Below are 19,526 nucleotides of genomic sequence, written 5' to 3'. Positions count from 1 at the left end.
CCCCACTCGATACTTCCCGAAAGGCATGTGACGTGAAAGCACTCAGATTTGTCGCAGAGAACACGGCCGAGGTCCAGAACATCGACGTTCCGCAGATCGCCCCCGACGAGGTTCTCATCGCGGCCCGATCCGTCGGTGTGTGCCATTCCGACATCGAACTGCTCGAAGGTCGGTACATCATTCCGTTCGAGTATCCCGTCATCCCCGGGCACGAGTGGTCCGGTGAGGTGGCGAAGGTCGGCGCGGATGTGACCGAATTCGTCGTCGGAGACCGGGTGGTCGGCGAATGCGTCATCGGTGAGGACCACTTCGGGTTCTCGATCAGTGGTGCGGCGGCGGAGTTCTTCGTCGTGAAACCTTCCTGGCTGCACAAGCTTCCGGACGAGGTGTCCTTCACCAGCGGGGCTCTGGTGGAGCCGTTCAGTTGTGGCTACTACGGGCTGATGCGCGCTGGGAACGTCAATGCCAGCGATGTGCTCGTCGTCCTCGGTGCCGGACCGATCGGCCTCGGCGTCGTCGCCGGTGCGGCAGCGCTCGGCGCCACGACCATCGTCGTCGAGCCGTCCGACGCGCGACGTGCGGCAGCGCTGGAACTCGGTGCGGCGCACGCGGTGACACCCGAAGACGTCGAGCGTGTCCTGCGCGAGGAAAGCCGGGGACGGGGAGCCGACGTGGTCGTCGAGGCTACCGGCCGCCCGGAGGTCATGGCCACCGCGCTCGAACTCGCCGGCCACCGTGCACGGTTGGTGTACATCGGTATCGATGTCGGACGTTCCGCGCCGGCGAAGCTCGGCCTCATCCAGTCCAAGGAACTCGACATCAGGGGGGCGATCGGATCACCGGGGGTGTGGCCGGCCACCCTGCGCTTCATCGCCAGGAGCGGCATCGACCTCGGTCGACTGGTCACCCGGGAATTCTCGGCCGACGACGCGGTGACCGCACTCGCCGAGTCGCGCAAGACTGCCGAGAACATCAAGGTGCACATCACCTTCGACGCCACACTCTGATCGTTCGACCGACCGAGGGACTGCTCATGCCACGCCTGCACGGAAAAATTGCGATCGTCACCGGGTCGGGGAACGGAATGGGTCGTGCGATGGCCGTTCTGTTCGCCGCCGAGGGAGCCGCCGTCGCCGTCACCGACGTCTCGGAGAAGGACGGTCTCGAGACCGTGCGCCTCATCGAACAGAGCGGAGGGCAGGCGAAATTCTGGTCGCTGGACGTGAGTTCGGAGGACTCCGTGTCCGCCGTGTTCGACGAGGTGCGCCGTCACTGGGGAAAACTCGACATCCTGGTCAACAACGCCGGGATCTCAGGAGTCGACAAGCCCACCGACGAAGTCACCGAAGCGGAATGGGACGCGGTGTTCGCCGTCGACGTGAAAGGTGTCTTCTTCTGCACCAAACATGTCATCCGACATCTGCGCGACAACGGTGGCGGAAGCATCGTCAACATCTCGTCGATCTACGGACTCGTGGGCTCGCACGAGATGGCGCCCTACCACGCAGCCAAGGGTGCCGTGACGCTCATGACGAAGAAGGATGCCGCGACGTACGGTCGTGACCATATCCGGGTCAATTCCGTGCATCCGGGAACCATTCTGACGCCGTTCGTCCGCGAGCTCGCCGAGCGCAGTGAGGGCGGATTGCGCGGATATCTCGACATCATGGAGCCCAAACACCCCATCGGACATGTGGGTGAGCCGGAGGACGTGGCACAGGCGGTGTTGTTCCTGGCCAGCGACGAAGCACGCTTCGTACACGGCTCCGCGCTGGTGGTCGACGGCGGTTACACCGCCGTGTGACGCTCGGGGGGTGTCAGCGTTTCAGTGCTGGCGCCCCACGACGAACCACATCGCGATGCACGTCTCGGCGTGCGGGTTGCTGAGCCGGTGAGGGATCGACGAATCGAAATGGAGACTGTCGCCCGGCCCGAGTACCTGGCGAGCGAACGCCACCTGGATCTCGAGCTTGCCCGAGAGGATGTGGATGTATTCCTTACCGCCGTGGTTCATCAGGTTGTCCGGGGGACACGATTCCGTGTTCGGTGGATACGTCACCCGGAGGAACTCGACATTCGGATCGTCGTCGGGCGTCAGGCGCTCCCACCGCACGCCGCCCAGGTACAGCTCGGGCCGCTCGTCGGCGCGTTGTAGCCCGGGGAGTGCCCCGACTTCCGGCAGCGGGACGACACGGGACGCCGGTGCGCTTCCGAGCGCGTGACTGACGCCGTGTCGGTCGTCCTCGGTCGTAGTCGGTTCGGGCTCGGCGCTTTCCATATCGCGCGGCGCGACGTCTTCCGCCATCAGTGAGTCGAGCGACAGCCCGAGTTCGGTCACGATGGCATAGAGGGTTCCGACCGAGGGAGCTGTGCGGCCCAACTCGACCTGTGAGATGAAACTGGGGGAGAGGTTCACGCGTCGCGCCATTTCACGCAGCGACATTCCCGCGCCCTCGCGGGCCCCGCGCAACCGCAGACCCATCTGGACGTTCATCTGTGCTGCTGTGTCCGAGGCACCGACTTCGATCGCCGTGTCGCTCATCGCACGCCTCCCCTTCCAGATCCGCGGGCACTGCTGCCATGTGTGTGTCCACTGGACGCACGACGCTTGTACTCGAGTATTGCACTCGTTTCCTGTTTTATCTCGGACGAACACAGGTGCTTTGCGGTGGACATGTGCAGTGTTACTCTACAGACACAGTTGCTTGCATCACACTTCGAGCACGTCGAGGAGTCTCCTTGTCTCAGACCATGAAAGCCGCCGTATATCACGGTGCGCGCGACATCCGCATCGAAGACGTTCCAGTCCCCGATCCGTCGAGCGGCGACGTTCTTCTCCGCGTGTTGCGGTCCGGGATATGCGGGACGGATGCCTCCGAGTGGGTCGCCGGCCCGAAGACGTTCCCCGTCACGCGCCGTCATCCCACCAGCGGGCACATCGGACCGTTGATTCTCGGACACGAGTTCGTGGGTGAAATAGTCGATGTCCCGGCAGGATCGTCCTTCGCCGTGGGTGACCTCGTGGCGACCGGCGCGGGCATCTGGTGCGGCGGATGCCGACGCTGCCTCGAGGGCCGGACGAATCAGTGCTCGACCTACAGAACACTCGGGTTGAACGTGAACGGTGGGATGGCCGAATTCGCCGCGGTACCGTCGAAGACGTTGCGCGCGTTGCCCGACGGACTGTCTGTGGACCATGCCGGTCTTGCTCAGCCACTGGCCGTGGGAATCCATGCGGCTCGCAGGTCCGGTGCGCGCGACGGCGACAACGTCGTCGTGATCGGCGCCGGCGCGATCGGTTCGTTCGTCCTCGCCGGCCTGAAATACCTGGGCGACGTGAACGTCACGGTGGTCGACTTCCCGGGTCCTCGTCTCGAGCGCGCAACGCGGCTCGGGGCCGATCGCACCCTCGGCGCATCGGACGACATCGCCGCCGACGTCGTCGAGGCGCTGGGTGGCAAGCCCGATGTCGTGATCGAAGCGAGTGGTGCGCCGGGCCAGCTGGTGTCCGCGCTGCAGATGGTCACCGACGGCGGGCGCGTTCTCGCCGTCGGCATCCCCAAGGAGAAGCCTGCTCTCGACATGCACTCGATCGTGTTCCGCGAGATCACCCTCGAGAGCACATTGGCCCATGTCTGCGACACGGATCTGCCTGCCGCCCTCGACATCCTCGCGACCGGTCGGCTCGGCCGCGAACTCGCCGAGGCGCCCGTCGGGCTGTCCGAACTTCCCTCGTCCCTCGATCGTCTGTCCACAGGCCAGGTCGAGGGCAAAGTCCTGATCGACCCAGCGAAATGAGTTCACCCGTGTCAGAAGAGAACCACGCACGCACAGCACTTGTCGTCGGTGCCACCGGCATTGCAGGACAGACGGTCTCACGTCAACTCGTCGAGTCGGGATGGACCACGTACGGACTCTCCCGCGGATCGAAGAACCCCGTCGACGGCGTCATCCCCGTTGCGGGAGATCTTCTCGACCCCGAGTCTCTGGCCACGGCCCTTCAGGGCGTAGACCCCGAGATCGTCTTCATCACGGCGTGGATGAAGCAGGACTCCGAGCAGAAGAACATCGAGGTCAACAGCGCCACGGTGCGCAACGTCCTCGCGGCACTGAAAGGCAGCGGATCCGTACGGCACGTCGCGCTGCTCACCGGGCTCAAGCACTATCTGGGCCCCTTCGACGACTACGCCACCGGTGTCATGGCCGAGACGCCGTTCCACGAGAACGAACCTCGACTGGACAGCCCGAACTTCTACTACGCGCAGGAAGACGAGCTGTTCGCTGCAGCGTCCGAGCAGAACTTCACGTGGAGCGTGCACCGCGCTCACACCGTGTTCGGCTTCGCCGTCGGCAACGCCATGAACATGGTGCTGACCCTCGGCGTCTACGCCGAGATCTGCCGCGAGAAGGGCGAACCTTTCGTCTTTCCCGGATCGCAGACGCAGTGGGACGGCTTGACCGACATCACGGATGCCGACCTGCTGGGTGAGCAGATGATCTGGGCGGCAACCCATCCGGAAGGTGAGAACGAAGCCTTCAACATCGCGAACGGTGACGTCTTCCGTTGGCGATGGATGTGGCCGAAGATCGCCGCGGTGTTCGGCGTCGAGCCTGTCGGGTATGCCGACAGTCCCAAGCCTCTGGACGATCGCACCGAGGACGCACCGAAGATCTGGGCGGAGATTGCCGCCCGACACTCCTTGGCAGAAGACGACGTCGACCGACTGGCGTCGTGGTGGCATACGGACAGCGACTTGGGCCGCAACATCGAGTGCCTGACCGACATGACCAAGAGCCGTCAGGCGGGCTTCCTCGAATTCCGCTCGACTTTCGACAGTTTCGTCGAGAAGACCGACCGGTACCGCGCCGCCTCGATCCTGCCGACGCGATGAGTGAATCCTTCGCCGGAAAAGGCGCCGTCGTCACCGGAGCGGGCAGCGGAATCGGACGGGCGGTGGCCTTGCGGCTCGCCTCGGCCGGCGCGCGGGTGCTCGCCGTCGATCGTGATGGGGCGGGCGCGGAGAGTGTTGCATCGGAGTCGAACGGCGACATCCACCCGTACCAGGCGGACGTATCCGACTACGCACAGGTCGAGGCGTACGCGAACGCCGCGACGTCGTTGCTCGGCGACGTGCATCTGTTCTTCAACAACGCGGGCGTCGAGGGCGTGCACAAGTCGATCATCGACACCACGGAAGCAGAATGGCGTTCCGTCGTCGACATCAATCTGTCGAGCATGTTCTTCGGCCTCAAGCACGTCCTGCCTCTGATCCGCAGGGCAGGCGGTGGTGCGGTGGTGAACACCGGGTCGATCCTCAGCCTGAAGGCGGCGCCCGATCGCTCGGACTACGTGGTGACCAAGCACGGCGTTCTGGGTCTGACCCGAACGGCCGCAGCAGAATCCGCTCCCGACGGCATTCGGGTCAACTGCATCTGTCCCGGACCCATCGACACCCCGCTCATGTCCCGGTCGGAAACGCTCGTCAACCCCGACGATCCGGGATTCGAACGGGAACGCTTCATGGAGGGGACGCCGCTACGCCGCTACGGCAGCGTGGCCGAGATAGCGGAACTGGTCGCTTTCCTCCTCCGCGAGGATGTCGGCTACCAGACCGGCGCCGCGATCACTATCGACGGTGGCATCACCGCTGTGTGATGCACGAACGTCGACCACACCGAACACAGGAGAGAAAGATGCGCGCTGCCGTATTTCACGACCGTCACGACGTCCGAGTGGAAGACGTCGCGCCGCCCGCAACCGTCGGGCCGAACGAGGTTCTGCTTCGGCCGTTCTTCTGCGGCATCTGCGGAACGGACCTGCACGAGTACGCCTTCGGACCGATCGTCATTCCTACCGAGCCGCACGCGTTGACCGGCGCCAGCGCCCCGCAGATTTTCGGACACGAGTTCTCGGCCCGAGTGGTGGAACTCGGAGCGGACGTCACCTCGGTAGCGGTGGGTGACCGCGTCTCGGTGATGCCGCTGATCACGTGCGGCACGTGTTATTACTGCCGTCGCGGACTGAACCACCTGTGTGTGGTGATGGCCTGCACAGGTCTGAGCTGGGGTGGTGGCGGTATTGCCGAACTGGTCGTGGTTCAGGAGCGACAGGTATCGGTGTTGCCGGACGCCGTGAGTGACGTCCAGGGCGCGCTGATCGAACCCGCCGCGGTCGCTGCATACGGTGTCGACCGGACGGGGTTCGGTGCGGGCGACACGATTCTGATCACCGGCGCCGGACCCATCGGCGCCCTGTCGGCACTGTATGCCCATGCGGCCGGCGCCTCACGAATTCTGGTCTCGGAACCGAATGCCAAGCGTCGTGCGTTGATCGAGGGCTTCGGCATCGCCGAGGTTCTCGACCCGACGGTGCAGGACGTTCCGGCGGTGGTGCGCGCACTGACGGGCGGAATCGGCGTCGACGTCGCGGCGGAATGCTCGGGCCACCAGAACGGTCTGACGGCAGCGCTGGACAGCGTGCGCTCGGCGGGCACGGTTTCGCAGGTCGGTCTGCACGTGCGGCCTGCGACCATCGACCCGATGGCTCTGTCCAACAAAGACATCACGCTCGTAGGCACGTGGTGCTATCCCGTGTACGACTGGCCCCGCATCATCGCTCTGGTCGCCTCGGGTCGCTTCCCCGTGGAGAAAGTGGTCAGCGAAATCATCGACGTCGAGAACATCGTCGCCGGCGGATTCGACCGACTGCTCGACCCCGAGGGTGACGCCCAGAAGCTCTTGGTCCGAGTCGGCGGTTCGCCGTCGTGACCACCATCGACGAAGGACGACACATGAATATCGGTTTCGCCGGCATCGGACGTATGGGCGCGCACATGGTCCGTCGTCTCCTCGAGGCCGGACACTCCGTGACCGCCTACGACCTGTATCTGTCCGCAGACTCGTTACCCGAAGGATTGGAAGCGGTCACCGTCGCGTCCGGCCCGTCTGATCTGGCCCGAGCCGATGTCTCGTTCAGCATGCTCCCCGACGCCGCGGCCACCGACGACGTGTTGTTCGGCAAGGGCGGCATCGTCTCAGCCGCTACTTCCGGACATCTCCACGTCGTGATGGGGACGGTCGGACCCACCGCGGTCCGTGAGTTCGCCTCGCGGGCAGCGTCTGCGGGTGTCGACGTCATCGACGCTCCGGTATCGGGCAGTGTCAGCCTCGCCGAGACCGGTCAGATCAGCACGATGGTGGGAGCCGATGCGGACCAGTTCACGCGCCTGCAGCCGGTGCTCGCCGCCATGACGAAGGCTCAGTTCCATACCGGACCGGTAGGTACCGCGTCGGTGGCGAAGCTTGCCGTCAACTCGGTGTTGGCGAGCCTCAACCAGGGGATTGCCGAGGCGCTCGTCCTCGCCGAGGCCGATGGCTTGGACGCATCGACGTTCTACGAGGTGCTCGGGTCCAGCGCGGTCGCGGCGCCCTATGTCGGATACAAGCGTGAGCACTTCCTGAATCCGGACGAAGCCGGCGTTGCCTTCCCCCTGTCGCTGCTGCGCAAGGATGTGGGGTTGGGCTTGGAACTCGCGCGAACTCATGGGCTCGACCTCCCCCAAGCCGTGACGGTCGGGAACGTTCTCGACCGCGCCCTCGACGCGGGCCTCGGTGAGAAGGACATGGCGGCGGTACGCGAATTCCTGGGCACGTCCGGTACGAGGTAGTCGTCGTACACCGGGCGCCCGGACGATCACGCCGCCCACTGCGGTAACCGTGTGCGCTGATCGGCGCGTGCGCTTCCCAGTTGGGTGCGTGTCAGGAAGAGAGAGTCCGTGAGATCGGCACCGCGGACGTCGGCTCCCCGAAGGTCGGCGCCGAGCAGGTCGCAGCCTGCCATGTCGACTCCGCGCAGGTCGGAGCCCAGGAGCGACGCGCCTCGCAGGTCGGCACCGACCGTGCGCAGACGTCGGAGGTCGCGGCCGGCCAGGTCTGCGTAGCGCACCAGAATCGGATCGACGGAGTCACCCTGCGCGCAGAACGTTGCGCGCACGTCCTCGCTCACCGCGTCCAGGATCGGGCGGACTCTCTCCCTGTACATCTCGAGGTCGGCCGCCGGGTCGGCGCTGTCGACACTCGCCGTGATCTCGCTGACCAGGACGTCGACGGCGGCCTTCAGGTCGTCGTCGTAGGTGCGGTGCCGCGCGTGGGTGAGGTGCCACAGCAGTTCGTGTAGCGCAGTGACGGTTCTGAACGCGGCGAACATCGACGCCGCGGTCGACGGGTCGTCACGCCACGTGCGGCCGCCGGACAGTCTGCTGCTCACGTGCTGTCCTGCTCCGAAGCAGTCGAAGGCACTGCATCCGCGAAAGCCGCGGTTGTCCAGACTGTCGTGCACGGTGCAGGAAAAGGACGTGCTCAGGTTGGGGCAGGGGTCGCCCGCGTTCTTGTCGACGGGAAAATCGGACGATCGGGTGAAGGCGAAAGCCACGCAACATAATCCGACGCAGCTACGGCAATCGGCGTTGAGGGACGGCAGGGGGCGAGGTGAGGTGGGCACGATGTGCTTCCGGGTGGCAGGAATGCTGGGCCAGATGCGGCGGGACCCTGGCCGGTCACCGAAGGACCGGGGGTGCCGCCGACAACGTCGCACGCAGATGCCACCGAGCGCCGGAACGGTGCACGGGAGAGGCCGGAGGGCCGAGTCACCAAATCATGAAGGAAGTCACTGATCGCACCGTAACGCATGTCGACGCGGGCGTGAAGCTCGCGGTGACGAGAATCGACGGCTGCCGGACAATGGCGGCATGACAGAAGACCGGAACGCATCGCCCGAGCTGAAGCAGACACCGGACGAAGCTCTCGCGGACTACTGGGACACCGTCGACCTGGACGATCACGCCGGCGCTGTCACGCGTCTGCAGGAGCTCGTCACGACACTCGACCTCGACGAATCGATCGCGCACTTCGAGATGGGGAGCGTGTACGACTCGGTCGGCGACGAACAGGCGGCGGTCGTCGAGTACGAGGCCGCCCGAGCGTCTGGACTTACCGGATCTCGCAGGTCACAGCTGGATATTCAGTACGCGTCCACTCTGCGAAACCTCGGTCGGCTGGACGAGGCCGTCGACGTTCTGCGTGCTGCGGTTCCCGATCCGTCGACGGGAGATGCTCGAACGGTGTTTCTCGCCCTGGCGCTGCATGATTCGGGACGTTCGGCCGAAGCTCTGAAGCTCACGATCGACGCGCTGACACCGTATCTACCGCGGTACCGGCAGTCCGTCGCGGCGTACGCGCGTGCCCTTCTCGATCCGCCGACGGACGCCTGAGTCGATCACGCGCAACCGTCAGGTGGTCGGGCGCAACCGGGTCTCGAACTCGCGCTCCAGGGCCCGCCAGGACTCGGCTTCGGCATCGAACGGCGCACTGGGCGCCATACGGCCCTCGGTCGGCTCGACGATGTACGACACCAGCCACCCGAGGGGCGTGGAGGTCGCCAACGCTTCCTCCACCGACGGATCCTTGGCGTAATCGGCTGCATCGGTGAACAACTCGACCGCCAGGTCCAGCTGGTCGACGTCGACGAACTGCGGGCCGCGAGCCAGGTCGTCGGCGAGGCCCGGCAGTACGTAGACGTTCTCGTCGGTGACCTCGATATCGAGGGAGCCGTCGACTGCCGCGGTACGGACGTCGTCGTAGGTACTCACCGACGTCAGGTCGTGGTCGTGATCGTCGGCGAGGTAGCGGGCCAGTGCTCGCTCACTGCCGAATACGAGAATGGCGCCGGAGCGACCGAGGAACACAGGCTCGTCGTCCAGGTAGCACCGCAGTGTGTAGTACGTGTCGTCCAAGGTGATGATGCGAACAGGGTCGATTCCTACTGCGCCCCAGAACGTTTCGTCGTCCTGGTCGTCGTCGTCCTCGTCCTCGTCGACGGCCAGCGGAACGATCACCGTCGAGTCCGCGTCGTCGTCGGAGTCGATGTCCTCGTCGTCCAGGTCGTCCACGTCGACGATGTTCTCGGCCGCCGCGGTGATTTCGGCGTCGGCGATGGCGGTGGCGTCTGCATCGACGTCGGGGGTGACGAGGACGTCGTCGATCGCATCGAGAACCGCGTCCCATCCCTTGGCGACGACGGAGCCGATGCGGTTCCAGAGCTGACTGCCCTCACGGCCGACGAAGGCGTCGGCGCCACGAGAAAGAACTCCGAGTAGGGGATTGGCGGAGAAGAACCGGGTGACGGCATCCAGTTCGCAGACCTCGCCGAGGGTGCGCGCCATTTCGAGCGACCGCGCGAGTTCGACGAGAGATTCCTCGTCCGGCTCACCGGCTGCGAGCTCCGGGACGCCGACCAGATCGAAGACGTGCTCGTCGTCGGGTTCGATGTGCGCCGCCGACAACGCCACCACGGTGCGCCACTGCGGGTGCTCGACCAGGTCATTGTCGGTGTCGTTGCGGATGAACGCTGCCATCTCGGCGACCGACGGGAACGCGTACAGGTCGTCCTCGCGGCCGAGGAACGCTTCCCATTCCTCACCGTCCTCGCGCCACTCGGGCGCCCACAGTGTCACGAGGTTTCCCGCAGTCACTCCGAGTTCGATCGGGACGATGTCTCCAGGCATGGCCGCGAGCCTATCTCAGCGGCGGCTGTCGGCGGATGCTGCGTCGAGCACCGAGAGGAGCCGCGCCGTGATGGCCTCCCTGGTTGCAGCCGCATCTCTCACCGAGCCGTTCACAGCTTCGACGACAACGCTCTCGACATGGTGAGCGCTGCGGTCGCGCACCCGGTCGTCGACGTGGAGTACGACCAGGGATCCGTACACATCGGCCTGTGCGGACACCGAGAACCCGCCCCGGCCGTCGACGGTTCGCGATCCGCGTACCGCCCCCAACGCATCGAGGCTGTCGCGGAACGCGGCGGACGCGAGTCCTGCTCGGTACAACGGGCCGGAGGTATCTCCCGACAACACGCAGGGCGAAGGAGAGGGAACAGCCGGCGGCCGGTGGGCGGTTCGGTGTAGATCGAGAACGGCACGTGCGACAGCCTCGCCTCCGTATGCGAATTCGCCCGGATCTACCTCGAGCGAGACGATCTCACCCGACGGCGCGACCTCGATGTAAGACTTTGTCATGCTGTCGGCCGGTAGAACCCGTGAAAGCCCATGCCGGAGTTCGATGTCCGGATGGGAGAGACACTGACCGGGTCGCCGGCCTCGACCATCTGGCCGTTGCCGACGACCATGGCCACGTGACCGTCCCACACGGCCAGGTCACCCGGCATCACGTTCTCCACATCGACAGGGGTTCCGACGGACTGGTCCGAGGCGAGCCGAGGGATGTCGACACCGGCGTGCTGGTAGGCGCTCTGCGTGAGCCCGCTGCAGTCGAGTCCCTGCCCCGGGGTTGTGCCACCCCAGACGTAGGGCGTGCCCTGCTGGTCGAGTGCGAAGCGGACTGCGCTGGCCGCCCGGGCGTTGGGAGCCAGAGATGTACTGCCGTCGGGCAGTGTCACCGACGTACCGGTGCCGCCATCTGCAGGGTCGTAGGCTCGATGGCCTGGAGCTGTCGCGTCGGATGTCTGCGGGTCGACGAAAGGCTGGAAGTCGCCGACCGTCGCCGCCTGTGTCGGCGAGATGAACGACCGCACGATCGCATCGATAGTGGACGTGGGGGCAGGGATCTCCGGGAGAACCAGCGCCGCGACTCGCGCCGCCAGCGCGTCGAGTTCGGCGCGGACGCGGGCGTAGACGACGGTGGCCCGCTCGAGATGCTCGGCGGCGAGAGCCACCAGGGCCGTCTGCCCCGCCGGGGTGAGGGCTGCGGGCAGCAGGACGCCCGCGGCCGAGAGGAACGATGACAACACCGCGGACAGCTCGGCGCGACCTCGGGCGATCGACTCGGTGGCCTCGGCTGCCGCTGCCTCGAGTTCACCGGCGTGAGCGATCAACGCCGTTCCCGCCTCGATCGAACTCCGCACGGAGGACAGCGCCGCATCCGCGGCCGTGCCGGTCCAGACCCCGGACAGTGCGCTCGACGCGTCCGTGGCAGCGCGTACTGCCCCGGCGACGTGCCGGTCGCCGGTACGCACTGCGCTGTCGACCGAGTCTTCCGTGGCGACGCATCGCAGCAGGTCCTCGATCGGCGCGGCCAACACGTCGATCACCGGGTCACGCCTCCGGACAGCGAGTCGGACAGCGACTCGTCGCCCACTCGGTAGCTCCTCGACGCACGGAGAACGTCGTCGGCAGTCGCGGCGAACCGGTCCGAGAGCGTCGACAGAGCGTCCGAGTAGCGCTGCGATGCCGCGCCGAGGACGGCCGCGAAATCGGATCCGACAACTCCGAATGCCGCCGACTCGCCGACGCTCACGGCGGTCGAGGCCTCACGCAGGGCGGTCGACGCGTCGTCGAGTCCACCTGCGGGCGCGGTCATCGCATCGGCATCGACCTCCACACCACCGTGCACGTCCGGGCCGACACCGGGAACTCTCACCATGTTCTCCTCCACCCATCCTGTGCGCGAACATCCTTGTTCTCGCGGGGTTGGACGCCCTGGCGGTCCCGACGGTTCCCCGGCTCGTCAGCACGACCAGCCGGTGCGGTGGCGACTAGTGTGTTGCCGGTGAACACCACGCCCGACATGGACATGCGCGTACTCGACCATCCCCTCGCGTCCGCGCTGCTGACTCAGATGCGCGACCAGGCAACGGACAACCCGGCTTTCCGCTCCGCCTTGCGCCAGCTCACCCAGATGCTCGTGTACGAAGCGCTACGGGATGCTCCTGTGGTCGAATTCGAGGTGACGACGCCTGTCGCGGTCACCACGGGAACGCGTCTGGCGAAGCCCCCGCTGCTCGTCCCCGTACTGCGAGCCGGACTCGGCATGGTGGAGAAGGCGAGCTCGCTGATCCCGCAGTCACGGATGGGATTCGTCGGGATCGCCCGTGACGAGAAGACCCATCAGCCGGTGCCGTACATGGAATCGCTGCCCGACGACCTGGCCGGATACCCGGTGTACGTACTGGATCCGATGCTGGCCACCGGCGGATCGATGGTGCATACCATCGAGCTTCTCGTTCAGCGCGGTGCCGACGACGTCACGTGTATCTGCGTCGTCGCGGCTCCCGAGGGCGTGCAGGCCCTCGCGTCGTCCGGGCTGCCCGTGCGACTGGTGGCGGCGAGCATCGACGACGGACTCGATGCGAACGCGTACATCGTTCCCGGCCTCGGCGATGCCGGCGATCGTCAGTTCGGACCTCGCTAGAGGCTGTCGGCGAAGGTGACCAGGGCTGCGAGGCTCGCGCGTGCACGCGCACGCGCCGCCTCGAGTCCGTCGTTTCCATGAACGGGCTCGACCACTTCCAGGTACGCCTTGAGCTTCGGTTCGGTGCCCGACGGCCGGACGACGACTCTGCAGCTGTCGGTGGTCAGTTCGACTGCGTCCGTGCGGAGTTCGGCCTCGGGAGAGTCGAGATCACGCACCGTCACCTCGGATCCGGCCAACGTCTCGGGCGGTGATGCACGCAGCTTCGCCATCATGTCGGCGATCTCGGACAGGTCGGTCACCCGCCGCGACACCTGGGTTCCGACGCGCGCGCCGAACTCACGGTCGAGGTCGTCGAGCACGTCGAGCACGGTGCGACCCAGCTCCGCGAGCTCGGCCACCACGTGGGCCAGGAGAACGGCGGCGGAGATCCCGTCCTTGTCGCGCACCGCATCCGGATCGACGCAGTGGCCGATGGCTTCCTCGTACGCGTAGATCAGACCCTCGCCGGCGCGGACGAGCCATTTGAAACCGGTCAGCGTGCGTCGATACCGCGCGCCGCGAGCGGGTGCGAGTGCGGACAGCAACGTGGACGACACGAGCGTGCTGGCCACGAGGGAGTTCGGAGTCGCGGTGCGCAGGATGTGGTCGGCGAGAACGGCTCCCGTTTCGTCACCGGTGAGCATGCGCCATCCATCAGCGCCGGATACCCCGACGGCGCATCTGTCCGCATCGGGGTCGAGCGCGATCGCGAGGGAGGCGCCCACCCGGTCCGCGAGCGCCAGCAACTCGTCCGTAGCTCCCGGTTCCTCCGGATTGGGAAAGGCGACCGTCGGGAAGTCCGGGTCGGGGTCGAACTGCGACTGCACGGTGTGTACGTCGGTGAACCCGCTACGGCGCAGCGCGTCGACGGCGACGGTTCCACCGACGCCGTGCATGGGAGTCATTGCGATGCGCACCCCGCCGTGGGACGGTCGAGCGGGAACACGGTCGGTGACCCGATCCAGGTATGCGGCCACGATCGGGTCGGAGGTGGGCTCGACCGCGGTGCGCGGAACGTGGGCGGCGCCGGGTGCTGCCCCTATGAGGTCCTCGATCTCGCGATCCGCGGGGGAGACGAGTTGGGCGCCGCCGTCGAGGTAGACCTTGTAGCCGTTGTCGGCCGCGGGATTGTGCGAGGCCGTGATCTGTACTCCTGCGATTGCACGCCGGGACCGTGTCGCGAACGCCAGAACGGGAGTGGGTGCGGGGTCGGGAAGCAGGGTGACGCGAAAGCCCGCTGCGGCCAACACTTCTGCTGCTGCGCGGGCGAAGGCGGCGGACCCGTGCCGCGCGTCGCGGCCGACCACCACCTCGGATCCGCGCGCGTGATGCCGTGCGAGATAGGCGGCCAGGCCGGCCGTCGCGCGTGTCACCACGGCCACGTTCATCCCACTGGGGCCGGCCTGCACAGGGCCGCGGAGCCCGGCTGTTCCGAACGTGAGCGTGCCGGCGAACCGGGCGGCCGACTCGGTCGCGTCGAGTGCCGCGAGTTCTGCGCGGGTCACCGGGTCCGGGTCGTCGGCGATCCACGCTTCGACTGCTGCCCGGACGTCGCTCACAGGCGCGTCACGAGTTGCCGGAGAAGGGTTCCCATCCGTTCGGCGGACGCTGCGCCCGCGGCGATGACCTCGGCACCGTCGAGATGATCGCCCGTCATTCCCGCCGCGAGGTTGGTCACCAGGGAGATACCCAGTACGCGCGCTCCGGCGCCACGGGCTGCGATCGTCTCGTGCACGGTGGACATGCCGACAAGGTCTGCGCCCATGGTGCGCAGCATGCGGATCTCGGCGGGGGTCTCGTAGTGAGGACCGGGCAGTCCCGCGTAGACGCCGTCGGTCAGCGACGGGTCGATCTCACGCGCCACATCGCGGAGGTCGGCCGAGTAGGCGTCGACGAGGTCGACGAACTGCGCGCCGACCAACGGTGACCGCGCGGTCAGGTTGAGGTGGTCCGAGATCAGCACCGGGTCTCCGACCGCCATTCCTTCACGGATACCCCCGGCCGCGTTGGTCAGCACGATGGTGCGTGCGCCCGCGGCGGCCGCGGTGCGCACGGGATGGACGACGCGACCGAGGTGATGGCCTTCGTAGGCGTGGGTGCGTCCCAGCAGGATCAGGACCCTGGTGCCCTCGACGTCCACCGACCACATCGCACTGGAGTGGCCCAGGGCTTTCGGGGCAGCGAAACCCGGCAGCGACGACATCGGAACGATGTGTTCGGGCGTCCCGAATTGCTCGGCTGCCTTCTGCCATCCCGAACCGAGCACTACCGCGACGGGATGCTCGGCGACGCCTGTGATGTCGGCGAGCGCCGCGGCGGCCGCTTCGGCGGCTCCGGTCGGATCGGTCTCCGGGTCGACGGGGACGTTCGTAGACGAGGCCTGTGTGGGGGGAGTACTCACGAACTCGACCCTATCGCCGACGGGGGGTGCCCGCTGCGGCAGGCAGAATCGGGAGATGACCGAGACCGCGAGCCCCGCACCGGACCAGGATCTGACCGGACTGGTGGGCCATCACTTCATCTACACCTACGCCAACGGGTGGCAGTACGAGATGTACGTGAAGAACGACGCCACCATCGACTACCGGATCCACAGCGGGATGGTGGGAGGTCGCTGGGTCAAGGACCAGCAGGTGGACGTCGTGCGGCTCACCGACGACGTCTACAAGATCTCGTGGGTCGAGCCCACCGGCACCTGCGTCGTGGTGGACGTGATGCCCGGGCTCCGGCGGGTCCACGGCACGATCTTCTTCCCCGCGTGGGTGGAGGAGGACGGCTCGAAGACGGTGCTGTTCCAGAACGACCATCTGCCGCTGATGACGACTTACCGCGACGAGGGTCCGACGTACCCGATCCATGTGGTGCCCGAGTTCGCGCAGATCACGTTTCTCGAGAACGTCGGAGTCGACGACGACACGGTCGTCGCAGTGGCGCCCGGTGATCTCCCGGACGGATACGCGACGCGTCGGAACTGACGAGGGTTCAGGTGTGGGCGCGGTAGAGACGCCAGAACCACACCGTTGCCCCCGACGCCAGGACGGCGCCGGATCCGAAGGCGCCGACGAACAGCAGCATCGCCGACAGGGCAGCCAGCAGCACGATGACCACGAGTTGGACAATTGCCGCGAACTGCATGACTGCACAGTGCCCCTGGCCGGGCGGTGGCGCAAGGTGGACAGCCGCCGACGTCACCGGCGTGTTACCGGCTAGTACCATCCGCTCATGCCTTCACTCGATCGCGACGGAAACGTCTTCGTTCTCAGCCTGGCCCACGCGGACGGAGTGAATCCGGAGAACCGTTTCCACCCCGATTGGATCGAGCACGTCCACGAGCTTCTCGACGAGGCGGATGCAACGGAGGGCCCTGCAGCCCTGGTCACCGTGGGTGGCGGCAAGTTCTACTCGAACGGTCTGGACGTCGACTACCTCTTCTCCCACGCGGACGCGATCCCCGAGTACCTCGATCTGGTGCACACCGTCTACACCCGGTTGCTGCGGTACCCGATGGCTACCGTCGCCGCGGTGCAGGGCCATGCGTTCGGCGCCGGCGCGATGCTCGCGCTGTGCCACGACACCTCGGTGATGCGCGAGGACCGCGGCTTCTTCTGCCTGCCCGAGGTGAACCTGGGCATGCCGTTCACCCACGGCATGTCGACGCTGCTTCTCGAGCGACTCCCGAATCAGACCGCGCTCGAGGCCATGACGACCGGACGCCGCTACGGAGGTCCCGACGCTGTGGCAGCGGGAATCGTCCAGACGGTCGCCGGAGAGGACCACGTGATCGAGACTGCCGTACGGCAAGCCGCCGAGCGCGTCGCGACGCGCGGACCCAATCTGACGTCGATCAAGGACAGCGTCCACGTGTCCACGTTGGCGGCGCTGTCCGTCCCCACCGCTGAGAGCGGCTTCGCCTTGGGTCAGTGACAGACTGGTGACCGTGCACCCGACTATCGACCCCGTCATCGACACGGCGCGTACCGAACTGATCGGGTTGTCGCATGCCATTCATGCCCGTCCCGAGGTGGCGTTCGAGGAGCACTTCGCTGCCGCGGCCACTTCCGAGCTGCTGGTGAGCGCCGGATTCGAGGTGCGGCGCGGAGTCGCCGACCTGCCGACCTCGTTCGACGCGTCGTTCGGATCGGGCGACCTGGTGGTCGCCGTCTGCGCCGAGTACGACGCGCTGCCGGAGATCGGACATGCCTGCGGGCACAACATCATTGCGGCGTCCGCGGTGGGCGCCGGTCTCGCACTGGCGTCCGTCGCGGACGAGCTGGGCCTGACCGTGCGGGTACTGGGCACGCCGGCGGAGGAATCCGGTGGCGGCAAGGTGCTCATGCTCGACGCCGGCGTCTTCGACGACGTGTCCCTCGCGCTCATGGTGCATCCGGGTCCGTTCGACATCGCAGCCGCGCGGTCACTCGCCCTGTCCGACATCGCCGTCCGCTACACCGGGCGGGAAGCTCACGCGTCCGCTGCGCCGGAGTGGGGGATCAACGCCGGTGACGCGGTGACCGTCGCACAGGTGGGTGTCGGACTGCTGCGTCAGCATCTGCGGCCCGGCCAGCAGATCCACGGCATCGTCGGGCACGCGGGTATCGCTCCGAACATCGTTCCCGGATCGTCCGAGATGTTCTACTACCTGCGAGCGGACACTGCCGAAGCCCTGGACGACCTCGACCGTCGGGCTCGCGGGTGCTTCGAAGCCGGTGCGACGGCGACAGGGTGTACCCACGAGATCGTGACGGTGTCGCCGACCTACACCGAACTCACGCCCGACGCGTGGCTGGTCGACCGATACCGCAGTTTCGCACCGGCTCTGGGGCGGACGCTGGTCCCGCCCGAGTTCGAGACATCGCGACCGTTCGGCAGCACCGACATGGGCAACGTCACGGCGGTCGTTCCCGGTATCCACCCCGTCATAGGGTTGGACTCGGGTGGAGCCGTCACCCACCAGCCCGCATTCGCGGCGGCATGTGTCACCGACTCCGCCGATCTCGCCGTGACCGACGGTGCCCGCGCTCTCGCGCAGGTCGTCGTCGCGGCCGCCACCGATCCGCATCACCGCGCTCGATTCGTCGAGGGCGCCCACGAGAGGACCGCACGACGATGAACCCGGCCGACGACTGGATCGCTGCACACGGGGCGGATCTCGTGACGTGGCGTCGTCGGATCCACCGACATCCCGAGCTCGCGCGTCAGGAGTTCGAGACCACGAAGATGGTCGCCGAGATCCTGACGGCGGCGGGTCTGTCGCCCGTCGTGCTGCCCAGCGGCAGCGGCGTGATCTGCGACATCGGTCCGAGTGGGCCGAGAGTGGCCCTCCGCGCCGACATGGACGCATTGCCGCTGACCGAGTTCACGGGCGCCGAGTACTCGTCCGAGGTCCCCGGTGTCTCACATGCCTGCGGTCACGACGCGCACACGACGATCCTCCTCGCGACCGGCCTGGCGCTGGCCTCGCTGCCGAACCTTCCGCACGGAGTACGTCTGATCTTCCAGCCGGCCGAGGAAGTCATGCCGGGTGGGGCGTTGGACATGGTGGCGGCGGGAGCGCTGACGAGCGTGTCGCAGATCTACGCGCTGCACTGCGACCCACGCCTCGAGGTGGGCAAGATCGGCATCCGCGTCGGTGCCATCACGTCCGCGGCCGACACGGTCGAACTGCGCCTCGACTCGGCCGGCGGACACACCTCACGTCCGCACCTGACATCGGACCTGGTCTACGCACTCGGCTCGGTCATCACGGGTCTGCCGGGGCTGCTCAGCCGTCGGGTCGATCCGCGGACCAGCACCGTCATGGTGTGGGGCGCTGTCGTCGCGGGGCAGGCGCCCAACGCGATCCCGCAGAAGGGCATGCTGACCGGCACCGTCCGCACAGGGGATCACCAGACCTGGGCACTGCTCGAGCCACTGGTGCAGGAGATCGTGGCAGGGGTGCTCGCACCCACCGGAGTCACGTTCGAGGTGCACTACCGGCGAGGCGTGCCCCCCGTCGTGAACGACGAGCACGCGACGCGCCGTTTCGAGGCAGCCATCCGCTCACTCGGCCCGGACGCGTTGGCCGACACCGCGCAGTCCGGCGGCGGTGAGGACTTCTCGTGGTACCTCGAGAACGTTCCGGGTGCCATGGCTCGGCTGGGTGTGTGGTCCGGAGTCGGACCGCAACTCGACATCCATCAGCCCACGTTCGATCTGGACGAGCGTGCGCTCGCCGTCGGCGTCCGGGCGATGACGGCGCTCGCCCTGGGCCTGGGCGACGATCAGGTGCTCTGACCGTCAGC

22 protein-coding genes are annotated in these 19,526 nt (G+C 66.8%); 13 read left to right on the top strand and 9 right to left on the bottom strand.

The window, feature by feature from the left end:
- Positions 1–32: 32 nt before the first annotated feature.
- Positions 33–1,007 (top strand): zinc-dependent alcohol dehydrogenase, encoded by a 975-nt coding sequence (locus AC0IX4_RS17565; protein ID WP_471830166.1) that lies wholly within the window; start codon positions 33–35, stop codon positions 1,005–1,007.
- A gap of 26 nt (positions 1,008–1,033) precedes the next feature.
- Positions 1,034–1,804 (top strand): SDR family NAD(P)-dependent oxidoreductase, encoded by a 771-nt coding sequence (locus AC0IX4_RS17560; RefSeq protein ID WP_328812739.1) that lies wholly within the window; start codon positions 1,034–1,036, stop codon positions 1,802–1,804.
- A gap of 21 nt (positions 1,805–1,825) precedes the next feature.
- On the opposite strand, the gene AC0IX4_RS17555 is transcribed toward AC0IX4_RS17560, so the two are convergent.
- Positions 1,826–2,542: a helix-turn-helix domain-containing protein gene (locus AC0IX4_RS17555; RefSeq protein ID WP_471830164.1), complete on the bottom strand. Its 717-nt coding sequence runs from the start codon at positions 2,540–2,542 to the stop codon at positions 1,826–1,828.
- Between the two features lie 197 nt (positions 2,543–2,739).
- Between AC0IX4_RS17555 and AC0IX4_RS17550 the strand changes: the two genes are divergently transcribed.
- The 5 genes from AC0IX4_RS17550 to AC0IX4_RS17530 are packed head-to-tail and all read left to right on the top strand — an operon-like array spanning position 2,740 to position 7,667.
- A complete protein-coding gene (locus AC0IX4_RS17550; protein ID WP_471830162.1) occupies positions 2,740–3,798 on the top strand; it encodes a zinc-dependent alcohol dehydrogenase in 1,059 nt (352 codons plus the stop codon).
- An 8-nt stretch (positions 3,799–3,806) separates the two neighbouring features.
- Positions 3,807–4,892, top strand: coding sequence for an SDR family oxidoreductase (locus tag AC0IX4_RS17545; protein ID WP_471830161.1), 1,086 nt, complete (start codon positions 3,807–3,809; stop codon positions 4,890–4,892).
- Complete coding sequence (locus tag AC0IX4_RS17540) at positions 4,889–5,656, top strand: SDR family NAD(P)-dependent oxidoreductase (protein WP_471830159.1); 768 nt, start codon at positions 4,889–4,891, stop codon at positions 5,654–5,656. Before AC0IX4_RS17545 ends, AC0IX4_RS17540 begins: the two co-directional genes overlap by 4 nt.
- Before the next feature lie 38 nt (positions 5,657–5,694).
- On the top strand, positions 5,695–6,768 hold the full coding sequence (locus AC0IX4_RS17535) for a 2,3-butanediol dehydrogenase (RefSeq protein WP_471830157.1): 1,074 nt from the start codon (positions 5,695–5,697) through the stop codon (positions 6,766–6,768).
- A 23-nt stretch (positions 6,769–6,791) separates the two neighbouring features.
- Entirely contained in the window at positions 6,792–7,667 is an 876-nt protein-coding gene (locus AC0IX4_RS17530) for an NAD(P)-dependent oxidoreductase (protein ID WP_471830155.1), read from the top strand.
- Positions 7,668–7,693: 26 nt separating this feature from the next.
- Here AC0IX4_RS17530 and AC0IX4_RS17525 read toward each other — a convergent pair whose 3' ends face one another.
- Positions 7,694–8,266, bottom strand: coding sequence for a pentapeptide repeat-containing protein (locus tag AC0IX4_RS17525; RefSeq protein WP_471830153.1), 573 nt, complete (start codon positions 8,264–8,266; stop codon positions 7,694–7,696).
- Between the two features lie 481 nt (positions 8,267–8,747).
- Here AC0IX4_RS17525 and AC0IX4_RS17520 point away from each other — a divergent pair, with 481 nt between their 5' ends.
- Positions 8,748–9,269 (top strand): tetratricopeptide repeat protein, encoded by a 522-nt coding sequence (locus AC0IX4_RS17520; protein ID WP_471830151.1) that lies wholly within the window; start codon positions 8,748–8,750, stop codon positions 9,267–9,269.
- A gap of 18 nt (positions 9,270–9,287) precedes the next feature.
- On the opposite strand, the gene AC0IX4_RS17515 is transcribed toward AC0IX4_RS17520, so the two are convergent.
- Genes AC0IX4_RS17515 through AC0IX4_RS17500 form a run of 4 tightly spaced genes read right to left on the bottom strand, consistent with a single transcriptional unit; the run spans position 9,288 to position 12,435 of the window.
- Positions 9,288–10,562, bottom strand: a complete 1,275-nt coding sequence (locus AC0IX4_RS17515) for a primosomal protein (RefSeq protein ID WP_471830149.1) — start codon at positions 10,560–10,562, stop codon at positions 9,288–9,290.
- Between the two features lie 15 nt (positions 10,563–10,577).
- On the bottom strand, positions 10,578–11,072 hold the full coding sequence (locus tag AC0IX4_RS17510) for a hypothetical protein (RefSeq protein ID WP_471830148.1): 495 nt from the start codon (positions 11,070–11,072) through the stop codon (positions 10,578–10,580).
- Entirely contained in the window at positions 11,069–12,103 is a 1,035-nt protein-coding gene (locus AC0IX4_RS17505; RefSeq protein ID WP_471830146.1) for a C40 family peptidase, read from the bottom strand. Before AC0IX4_RS17505 ends, AC0IX4_RS17510 begins: the two co-directional genes overlap by 4 nt.
- Positions 12,100–12,435 (bottom strand): hypothetical protein, encoded by a 336-nt coding sequence (locus AC0IX4_RS17500; protein ID WP_471830145.1) that lies wholly within the window; start codon positions 12,433–12,435, stop codon positions 12,100–12,102. Before AC0IX4_RS17500 ends, AC0IX4_RS17505 begins: the two co-directional genes overlap by 4 nt.
- 144 nt (positions 12,436–12,579) lie before the next feature.
- Here AC0IX4_RS17500 and upp point away from each other — a divergent pair, with 144 nt between their 5' ends.
- Complete coding sequence (gene upp, locus AC0IX4_RS17495) at positions 12,580–13,203, top strand: uracil phosphoribosyltransferase (RefSeq protein WP_042573366.1); 624 nt, start codon at positions 12,580–12,582, stop codon at positions 13,201–13,203.
- Here the strand turns inward: upp and AC0IX4_RS17490 are convergent.
- Both AC0IX4_RS17490 and AC0IX4_RS17485 read right to left on the bottom strand, forming a co-directional pair.
- Positions 13,200–14,804: a phospho-sugar mutase gene (locus AC0IX4_RS17490; RefSeq protein ID WP_471830144.1), complete on the bottom strand. Its 1,605-nt coding sequence runs from the start codon at positions 14,802–14,804 to the stop codon at positions 13,200–13,202. The genes upp and AC0IX4_RS17490 overlap by 4 nt on opposite strands.
- Complete coding sequence (locus tag AC0IX4_RS17485; protein ID WP_231568597.1) at positions 14,801–15,544, bottom strand: purine-nucleoside phosphorylase; 744 nt, start codon at positions 15,542–15,544, stop codon at positions 14,801–14,803. Before AC0IX4_RS17485 ends, AC0IX4_RS17490 begins: the two co-directional genes overlap by 4 nt.
- A 157-nt stretch (positions 15,545–15,701) precedes the next feature.
- On the opposite strand from AC0IX4_RS17485, the gene AC0IX4_RS17480 reads away from it, so the two are divergent.
- Positions 15,702–16,220, top strand: a complete 519-nt coding sequence (locus AC0IX4_RS17480; RefSeq protein ID WP_042573165.1) for a phenolic acid decarboxylase — start codon at positions 15,702–15,704, stop codon at positions 16,218–16,220.
- A 7-nt stretch (positions 16,221–16,227) separates the two neighbouring features.
- Here AC0IX4_RS17480 and AC0IX4_RS17475 read toward each other — a convergent pair whose 3' ends face one another.
- On the bottom strand, positions 16,228–16,380 hold the full coding sequence (locus AC0IX4_RS17475) for a hypothetical protein (RefSeq protein WP_042573166.1): 153 nt from the start codon (positions 16,378–16,380) through the stop codon (positions 16,228–16,230).
- Positions 16,381–16,467: 87 nt separating this feature from the next.
- Here AC0IX4_RS17475 and AC0IX4_RS17470 point away from each other — a divergent pair, with 87 nt between their 5' ends.
- From AC0IX4_RS17470 to AC0IX4_RS17460, 3 genes are read left to right on the top strand one after another with little or no spacing between them, the layout of a single operon-like run.
- On the top strand, positions 16,468–17,169 hold the full coding sequence (locus AC0IX4_RS17470) for an enoyl-CoA hydratase/isomerase family protein (RefSeq protein ID WP_042573167.1): 702 nt from the start codon (positions 16,468–16,470) through the stop codon (positions 17,167–17,169).
- Positions 17,170–17,182: 13 nt separating this feature from the next.
- On the top strand, positions 17,183–18,355 hold the full coding sequence (locus AC0IX4_RS17465; protein ID WP_471830142.1) for a M20 family metallopeptidase: 1,173 nt from the start codon (positions 17,183–17,185) through the stop codon (positions 18,353–18,355).
- Entirely contained in the window at positions 18,352–19,518 is a 1,167-nt protein-coding gene (locus AC0IX4_RS17460; RefSeq protein ID WP_042573168.1) for a M20 family metallopeptidase, read from the top strand. The genes AC0IX4_RS17465 and AC0IX4_RS17460 overlap by 4 nt, the downstream gene beginning before the upstream one ends.
- The last annotated feature ends 8 nt before the right edge of the window (positions 19,519–19,526 follow it).

Source organism: Rhodococcus sp. AC861 (assembly GCF_979256035.1).
The sequence above is the reverse complement of the archived record's forward strand: the minus strand, read 5'-3'. Positions and strand labels throughout refer to the sequence as shown.